Raw genomic sequence first — 7,863 nt, 5'->3', positions numbered from 1 at the left:
AATGGCTATGTTGGGGGACGTCGTTTTTGTAGAAGACATTGTTCCATGGCCGAATTAGCCGTGCTGATGCTGCGCTTGCTTCAGACACCGAACCGAGGTCGCGATGCCGACGCTCGACAGATCGATGCCGCAGCGGGTGGTGCGATGCTTGCATCGCGCCACCCGGCAGACGTGGATTTTGAAAGTTTCACTAAGCAGCTACGTCGACGGCCAGGGAATTGGAAACAGCAAGGCCGTGAACGGAATTCGGGAGAGGAAGCGTTACTGCCATGGCCGAGACCTCAACGGCCGGTGCGATCTCTGCTTCTCCTAGCCTCCATTAGATCCTCTCGGGCGTGATTGTAGGAGTGGCTTATGTCCCGGCCGACTTGACCACCCCGCTGCAGCTGTTCGTGGGAGGTTTGCGGGCCAACTGTATCACGGACTGCAGCCCCAATACCTGCTATGTGGGCGTCCAGATCCGCACTGCGTTCCTCTGCTGCATGCCGCGGAGGAGGCATCTGCGGCAAGATGTCTTGCATGCCGGGAATTGAGTGAGCTTGGGCCTGTTGATTTGGATCTAACTGGTGATACATCGCGTACATAGCATTGGATGCTGTCGACCTGACGTGGCCATCCGGATCGGTAGCCAATTCAGCGGCCTGATCAAAAATGCGAGCTTTATTTTCAGCGTTAAACTTGCTGAAGTTTTGCGCAGCGTAAAGCGCTCCGATAGCTTGCGAAGGTGGGTCCATGTTGCCAATGCGATTAACAATACTATCTTGTGTCTCTGGCCGAAGGTAATGAGACACATTACTGACTGCTCTGAATTGCTCCAATGCTACTTCATCCGAGGTGTGTCCCAACCCGGCAGTCAATTTATCCCCCAGATCGACGGCTGATCGTCCAAGCTGATTGGTCCGCGTTTCAAACTTCGCGAGGTCAGTTTCTGGCTCGGTTCGAGTGCCCCGAACGGCTATGCGCTCTCGCCTCCCGAGTTCTTTGAAGGTCCCAAGATTTCGCGCTGTATCGCGCGGGTTAGCGCTTACCAGCCGTTCTGCAACATCGGTCAATGGTCCGTATGGAAGGTCACGGAGGGTACTGCGATTCCCCACGTCCTGGGATGAACTTGCAGCTGCGCGTGCCCGTTTGTTATCGCGATCCATTGCTCGGCCTCCAAAGTCGTTAAGTTACCCGATCAGGGTACCACCGACGCTTGACCTGCTAAACCGATATGAGGTTACAGTTGTAGTCTGGCAGAAGCTTCTCCCAACTCTGGGATACGCCGAGAGCCGTAACCGGGGCAGATTTCCGGGCGGAAGGGGTTTGCGGCGAGAGCGTTCGTGATTCACCGTTTGCGTGACGCATCAGGATCGTCTCGTATAAGAGAGTCCGTCGCGATACGCCCCGCGAATGACGATGGTACCTTCGGCTTGACTTATCCTTCGCGCTCTGCGGGTCCGACGAGAAAATCAGCCTACCTTGCTGAGACTACCTGCGGAGGACTTGCCGCTACGGCGGTCCTGCTCGATCTCGTACTTGATCTTCTGCCCATCAACGAGGTTTGAAAGTCCAGCCCGTTCTACAGCTGAAATATGGACGAAATCGTCCTGACCGCCGTCATCGGGCTGGATGAAGCCAAAACCTTTGGTGCTGTTGAACCACTTCACTGTTCCGGTCGCCATATCTGTGTATTCCTCTGTGGCCAGTGCGAACCAGACGGGCCGTGAAGCCGATCCTGTTCATATTTCGTAGAGTTAAACCCAGCAAAAACCAGAATTACCCACCTCGGGGTTGCGGCGCGAAAAGCCATTGCTCTGTTTGGGAACGCACTGAACAGGTGCCGGTGAGCTTGAGCGCAACGCGCTGCAAGACGCTCGAGTGCCGAGGAATCTCTCCGACAAGGATACGTCTGAGCCGCCCAGTATGCCGGCTCGGCAACCACCCGAATGGATCGAAGCCGATCTGCAAAACGGATGGTGAGAGCGTTGGCTCGTTTCCAACCCATCCTGTCTCACCAGCGCGGACGCCTGGACGGATGTCAACGCCGGAAAAAGAACCGCATCGATTGGTCCCGCTTGCGGCCAGCTCCAGTCGGCCGCTCGATCGCAAGCGTGGTTCGAGGAGGAAGCTCTCCCAGGTGCAATGCGAGGAGACGCTGGTCCAACTCCTTGTCGGCTGCCGTAAGGCGGTGGTTCAGGCGAAGGTAGTCCATCCAGGTCGGGGTGCGGAAGGTTTCTGTCCAACGCGAAGGCTGCTGGAGGTCGCGCTGGAGATTCCAGTGTCGCGCACCAACGCCGCTTTGTACTCGCCGCCGTTCCCGCATCTGCTCCAGGAACGCTTCGACATTTGCTTCGGGTATTGAATATTCGATCTTGGCGACGATCGGCCCGCTTCGGGGCTTCAAATCCAGGGCAACCTGAGGCGTTTCGAAGCCAAGAGGAGCCTGATCGGAATCTTTCCATTGACGGATGGGCAGCAGGAAGCCGGTGCCAGCGACCAGCAGCAGCGCGCCACCTGAAAGCTCCAGAGCCGAGCTCAGCGAATAGCTCTCGGCCACCGTACCCCACAGCCAGCTGCCAGCCGCGATGCCGCCGGATGAAAGGGCATAATAGATCGAGAGCGTGCGACCAACGACCCACCTCGGACTCGCCAACTGGACGCTTACGTCCAGCCCGGTCCAGGTCACGACCCAGCCCGCGCCGCCGAGCGCCAGCGCGATAGCCGCCACCGCCACCGAGGGGGTGAAAGCAAGCGATAGACAACAAGCCGCACAGGCGATGCACGACAGTGTCGTCAAACGTTCCTGGGACAGCCTCCGTCTCAGAATGTTGTTGCAGATGCCGGCGAACAAGGCGCCGGTCCCGAAGCCGGCCATCAGGATGCCGTAAACGACTGGCCCTCCCCCCAGTTGATCGCGGGCGACGAGAGGCAAGAGCGCTAGTATAGAGATGCTCGTCAGCCCAAAAAGGGCACCGCGGGCAATTGCTGCCTTGATTTCCGATGACAGGGCAGTGAAGCGCGCTCCGTCATGGATCGCCGTGGTCAATGGTTCACTCGGCAGCGGTGACGAGCGAACATGCCATTTGCAGCGCCCTATGGTCCACAGCAGCATCAGATATGTAAGCGTCGCCACTGCGAAAGCCGTCAAAGGGCCAAAGGAAGCAACGACGACGCCACCGAGAGCGGGACCGATGCTTCGGACGGCGTTATATCCGACCGAGATAAGCGTGACGGCGGCCGGAACATCGCGCTTTCGCAGGATATCGCCAACCGACGCGTGCCAGGCGGGGTCGGTGAAAGCGGCGCCTACTCCGGCCAAACAGCTGAATGCAAGAACCATCCATGGATTGAAAATTCCGAGACCTGCAAGAACAGTCAGCATCGTCGAGGACAATGCTATCACGCACCAGCCAGCGAACATGAGATTGCGGCGGCTGTAATTGTCCGCTAGGGCGCCGGCGATAATTGACAGGAGGAATGTGGGCAAGGTTGTCGAAGCCTGCACCAAGGCGACCATCACATCCGATGTCGAAATGGTCGCCATCAGCCAACTGATGGCAACCATTTGAATCAGCCACCCTAGACTGGATACTTGTGTGGCAATCCAGATCGGACGGAAAGTTGAATTCTCGAGCGGCGCAAACGTTGCCGATGACACCGGATTAACTTCTTCACGCGCCACCCCGCTCATTGGGCCGAGCCTCCCTTCGCTGCCAGTTGTATGAGATTTCTCCCCGCCCACGTGCTCTGGAGGAATGGCAGGATCAGGGCATTTTATCTGCGCAACGCAAGTTATTTTTGCCTGGCCGATGCTGTGGCAGAACCGAATGCTTCCTCTGGCGCGATCGTTCCGCTATGCGTGACGAGACTGGTTCGATCCTGTCGTTGTCGATCCCCGACCACGTTACAAGAATCGTCAGTTTGACGATCCTTGGCGTCTCCAACCAAGCCACGTCCTGGGCATCGACTTCCCTTCTGGTGATCACGAGCTCCCGCGCATTGAACCGCCTCGCCAAGGTGGATCAGTAGTCTATCTTTGGCGTAGGTATTCAGCAGCTTGCTAGGCGCCCGCCGCCACGTGCGGGAGACGCCGGTATCAATCGGCGGGCAGATGAGAGGGCAACAAGCGCGCCTGACGCAACGCCGCCAGATCAGCCGAGCCGGTGCAGAAGCAGGCGACGGCCAACTGACGGATGACGATCTCGAAATGCGCGACAACCGCCTCGGTGGACACAGTCGCCGCGCGCAGCACGCCGGCCGCCTGCCCGGCGATGTCCGCGCCCAGGCGGATGGCCTTGGCCACGTCGACGCCGTCGCGGATCCCGCCCGACGCGATTAGCTTCACCGTGGGCAGCGCCCGACGTACCGCCTGCACGCTGGCTGGGGTCGGAATCCCCCAATCGGCGAACGCCATCGCCACTGCACGGTCGGCGGCATCGCGGGCGCGCTCGCCCTCCACCGCGGCCCAACTGGTGCCGCCGGCGCCGGCGACATCGATCACCGCCACGCCCGACTCGACGAGCGCACAGGCCACCGAGGCGGACAGGCCCGACCCCACTTCCTTGGCCACAATCGGCACGTCCACGCTGCGCGCGGCGCGAGCGATCTGCGCCAGGACGCCGCGCCAGTCGCGGTCGCCCTCCGGCTGTACCGCTTCCTGCAGCGCATTGAGATGGACGATGAGTCCATCGGCCTCCAGCGCATCCACCGCCCGGCGCGCCAGGTCCAGGCCGTCGGCCTCGCGCAGTTGCGCGGCGCCGATATTGGCCAGCAAGGGAATGTCTGGGGCCAGGCGGCGCAGCGCGCGCGTCAGCCCATGGGAGTTGCGGGATTGCAGGCTCACGCGCTGCGAACCGACGCACATGGCGATCCCCAAGGCTTGCGCTGCCTCGCTCAGATGCCGGTTGATGGCCTCGGCGCGTGGCATGCCGCCGGTCATGGAGCTGATCAGCAGCGGGGCGCGCATGGTCTTGCCCAGCAGCGAGGCGCGCAGGTCGATCTGCGTCAGGTCCAACTCGGGCAATGCGCAGTGTTCGAAACGGATGTACTCCCAGCCGGCGGCGACCGTGGCCGGCGCCGTTCGCCGATCCAGCACGATGTCCAGATGGTCGTCCTTGCGCCGGCTCGGGGCGGTGTCGCTATTGCTCATGCTCGCTCCATCCGTCGCATCGGGCGACGGCGTTGCGTCGGATCGGACCGACGGCAGCGGCGCGCACGCAGCCACATCACGCCGTTCAGGCGGGCGCACGCTGGCCTCCCCCCGCAGCGTCGCTGCGGTAGCGGCTGGTCGAGGTCTGGTAGTACTGCGCGCGGATGGCCGCCATGGCCTCGATCAACGGTCCCCACGGCGCGGGAAAGCGTTCTTCCGCCATCACCCGGTGCAGCATGCGCGTATGGCCGGCCAGCTCGTCGTTGAGGAACTCTACCACAGGCATAGCCGGATAGCGCTGCCGCAGCAGGATCGCCGCGTTGTCGGCCTCGCCGGCCGACCTGTCCTTGTCGCGTCCATGCAGATCGTTCTGCAGGCGCCCTATCGCGGAGATGAGCCGCAGGGCCTGGCGAAACGCCGGACGCGCACGCAAGGTCGCCATGTCCAACCCCCACAGCAACGAAAGGCAACAGAACACGTTCGTGTAGGCGATCGAATCGATGCCATTGTGCAGGTACTCGGCGTAGGACCAGCTTTCTGCCCCTGCCGCCTGCGCGTGTCCGGCGCGCAGCGCCCCGCAGTAGCACCGGGTATCGTCGAGAAGCTGAGCATAGTCGCGACGATCGTAGGCGAGCGCGGCCAGCGAAGCGCGCAGCACAGCGCAGCCCTCGAATCCGGGGAGCGCGCACGGCACGCCCTGCCCCAGCTCCTGCTCCACCGCGGCGAGCTCCTCCGGCGCGATCAGGCCAAGGTCGTTGCAATCGTCGAGCCAGAACAGAAGCGCCAGTTCGCGATAGAACGCCACGATCAGCGTTTCGTCCTGCGGATCGCGGCCAGTGCGGGCGCTGGTGTCGCGCAGGCTCGGGTGGATGCGCTGCAGGATGTACTGGCCGCCCCTGACCGCTTCCACGGCATGCTCGTCGGCGAACCCTGTCAGGGAACGCCCCCACTCCAGCACCTGCTGCAGCGCGCGTTCGGTCGGGATCATGGCGCCGCTCCTGCTCCCTCGGCCAGGACGCGCCGCCCCCAACGAAGCGCCAGCCACAACCCGGCGAGTTCGGCCACGCGCACGACCCGGGTGGGGCAATACAGTTCCTTGCCGATCCACAGCGACGTCTGCGGCAATGCATTCGACACATGGCGGGCGAGCATCCACTCCAGCGCACGCGCCACCGCCTGCGCGATGCGCCGGCGCCCTGTCGGCTCTTCGCTCCCGTCCATCACGTGCAACGCGAACAGCGCATAGCTGGTTTCCTCAAATGAGGATGCGCGACCGGCGCCCCAGCCGCCGTCATCGCGCTGCGCCTGCAGCAGCGCCGCCAGCGCGCGCTCGTCGCGCCACTGGGGCTTGCCTTGCGCCAGCGCAGCGACCGCATGCGCGGTGGGATACAGCCACGAAACGTGCCATTTTTCGTTGTCCCATAGACCGTGCAGGTTGCGATTGGCCTCGACGTAGTAGCTGGTGCCGGCGGCGGGCTTTCCCAACAGTCGCAACGCATGCAGGGCATGGATGTTAGTCGACACCGAGGCATTGCGCTCGCCGGGGAAGGTGACGAATAGCTCGCCGATTTCGAAATCGCGCAACGCATCGACCGGCGGGTCGCGACCTGCAAGGCGCAGGACGCACAACGCAACGGAGGTGTCGTCGGCATCGGCTGCGAAGTGCAAGGCCGGGCCCAGACCGCGCACGCCCATGCGGGCGTCGAGCTGCGCGACGATCACGCGCACGGCATCGGCGAACGCGGGATGCGCGAACAGCCCGGCCAGATGCAGGGTGTACAGCGACCAGCATGGCTCGAACACATTGATCGGCCAGACGTTGGGAACGACACCTTCGATGCCGCTGCGCGTCGCCCGCGATGCCGCCTGCAGATACGCGTCGGTGCGCCCGACCTGCGGCGTGCTCCCATGTGTTACGGCTTGCGCACGCCACGCGGCGGTGGCCGCCGGACTGATGCCAATGCTGCCGTCGTCGTCCGGGCATGCGGTGGTCGGCGACGTTCCCCAGGCTTCCCAGGAGTGCAGCAACGGATGGCCGCTCGGCAACGTCGCCACCGCCCCCAACTTGACAAGGCACGCCTGCCGCAACGGCAACAGCGCCGGGTGGCGCGGAAACCCCACGCCGCCCAGCAAGGATGCGGCCTCGCCGCACAACTGCGGCAGGACCAGCTCCGCGCCGATCGGCGCGTCTTCCGGCACCGAATGCGCGTAGGGATCGGGCTGGCGCTCGAGGAACCGGGTTGCAGCCTGGACTGCGTCGGCAGCGCCGGGAAGAGGATCGGCACGCTGCAATGTCAGCAACGCCGCCCAGGTGGGCGCATGGCGGAACAGCGGGAAGTCCGCGCTTCCCCATCCGCCATCGGCCTGTTGTTGCGCGATGAGCCACGCGTATGCGTCTTGCCGACCGGCGACGTTGCCGTGGAACTGCAGAGCTCGCGCCGTGTCGTAGACGGACGGACCGACGCTGCCGCCGTCGCTCATCTCGATCAGCAGGTGGCGCAATTCGGAAAGGATCTGTTCGGAGAGCGCGTCCACGCGGTATGTTCCTTCTGCAGACAGTTGACGGGAACCAGGATCGAGCAGACGCCGCGCACGTCGCCGCAGGCCCGTCGCGGCCCGGCGCACGGGCAGCGCCGGACGGCCGCCCTGCTCCGGCGCGGCGACGCGCCCCATGCTGGGGCCGGTCCACCGCATAGGCTTGCGCGCAGCGCGCCGCGTGCGCCGCGGCTGTG

The 7,863-nt window shown here is 63.4% G+C and carries 5 protein-coding genes; all 5 read right to left on the bottom strand.

The features are described from left to right. Positions 1-1,451: 1,451 nt before the first annotated feature. A complete protein-coding gene (locus tag AC0L3I_RS34735; protein ID WP_473529935.1) occupies positions 1,452-1,664 on the bottom strand; it encodes a cold-shock protein in 213 nt (70 codons plus the stop codon). Positions 1,665-2,020: 356 nt separating this feature from the next. Next, the gene (locus AC0L3I_RS34730) at positions 2,021-3,673 is read right to left on the bottom strand and encodes an MFS transporter (protein ID WP_027033423.1); all 1,653 of its coding nucleotides are present in this window, start codon (positions 3,671-3,673) and stop codon (positions 2,021-2,023) included. Positions 3,674-4,078: 405 nt separating this feature from the next. Then, the gene (fni, locus tag AC0L3I_RS34725) at positions 4,079-5,131 is read right to left on the bottom strand and encodes a type 2 isopentenyl-diphosphate Delta-isomerase (protein WP_473529934.1); all 1,053 of its coding nucleotides are present in this window, start codon (positions 5,129-5,131) and stop codon (positions 4,079-4,081) included. A gap of 85 nt (positions 5,132-5,216) precedes the next feature. Beyond that, positions 5,217-6,119: a terpene synthase family protein gene (locus AC0L3I_RS34720; protein ID WP_473529933.1), complete on the bottom strand. Its 903-nt coding sequence runs from the start codon at positions 6,117-6,119 to the stop codon at positions 5,217-5,219. Next, positions 6,116-7,666, bottom strand: coding sequence for a hypothetical protein (locus tag AC0L3I_RS34715; protein WP_473529932.1), 1,551 nt, complete (start codon positions 7,664-7,666; stop codon positions 6,116-6,118). The genes AC0L3I_RS34720 and AC0L3I_RS34715 overlap by 4 nt, the downstream gene beginning before the upstream one ends. Positions 7,667-7,863 lie beyond the last annotated feature (197 nt).

Source organism: Mesorhizobium sp. WSM4840 (assembly GCF_055811755.1).
Note: the sequence above shows the minus strand (reverse complement) of the source record. Positions and strands in the feature narration are given on the sequence as shown.